This window comes from Blautia faecis, from assembly GCF_027662325.1.
In the GTDB taxonomy this organism is placed as follows: Bacteria; Bacillota; Clostridia; order Lachnospirales; family Lachnospiraceae; genus Blautia_A; species Blautia_A faecis.
In genome coordinates this window covers 1-581 of sequence record NZ_JAQDKY010000118.1, presented here as the reverse complement: position 1 = coordinate 581, position 581 = coordinate 1, and the positions used below count along the sequence as shown (strand labels likewise).

The window sequence follows — 581 nt, the reverse complement described above, 5'->3', positions numbered from 1 at the left end:
TATTGCTATGATGGAAAAAGTAACTGCATCCGTCTTGCAAAAGGTGAAGGAAACGTGTTTCAGTGTGATGAATAAGGGGGAATCGTAATTGCAGAGAATCATTATCAGTATTTTATCAGCAGCAGTTGTAATCTGGGACGAGATCATGAAAAGAAAAGGAGAGAAATAATTATGGCAGCAAATGTGGAGACAATGTTTTATACAAGAGAAAAACCATGGCACGGATTGGGAACAATGGTAGCAGAAGCGCCAAATTCCAAGGATGCATTGCGCCTTGCAGGACTTAACTGGAAAGTTCTCCAGGAGCCAGTCTACACAGAAAATGAAGAACTGATCCAGGGGTACAAAGCGAATGTAAGAGACACAGACCGCAAGGTGCTGGGCGTAGTAACAGACCGTTACAAGGTAATCCAGAATGAAGAAGCCTTTGCTTTTACAGATACATTACTGGGCGAGGGTGTCCGTTATGAGACAGCCGGTTCCCTGCAGGAAGGACGCCGTGTGTGGATGCTTGCCAGACTGCCAAGGGAGTTTATCATTGGCGGTGAGCGGATCAGTCCGTATATGGTATTTTCCAATAC

At 44.9% G+C, this 581-nt stretch carries 1 protein-coding gene; it reads left to right on the top strand.

All coding sequences use genetic code 11. The features are described from left to right. Positions 1-171: 171 nt before the first annotated feature. On the top strand, positions 172-581 hold a 410-nt coding region (locus PGQ38_RS19420; RefSeq protein ID WP_270433221.1), incomplete at its 3' end, for a DUF932 domain-containing protein.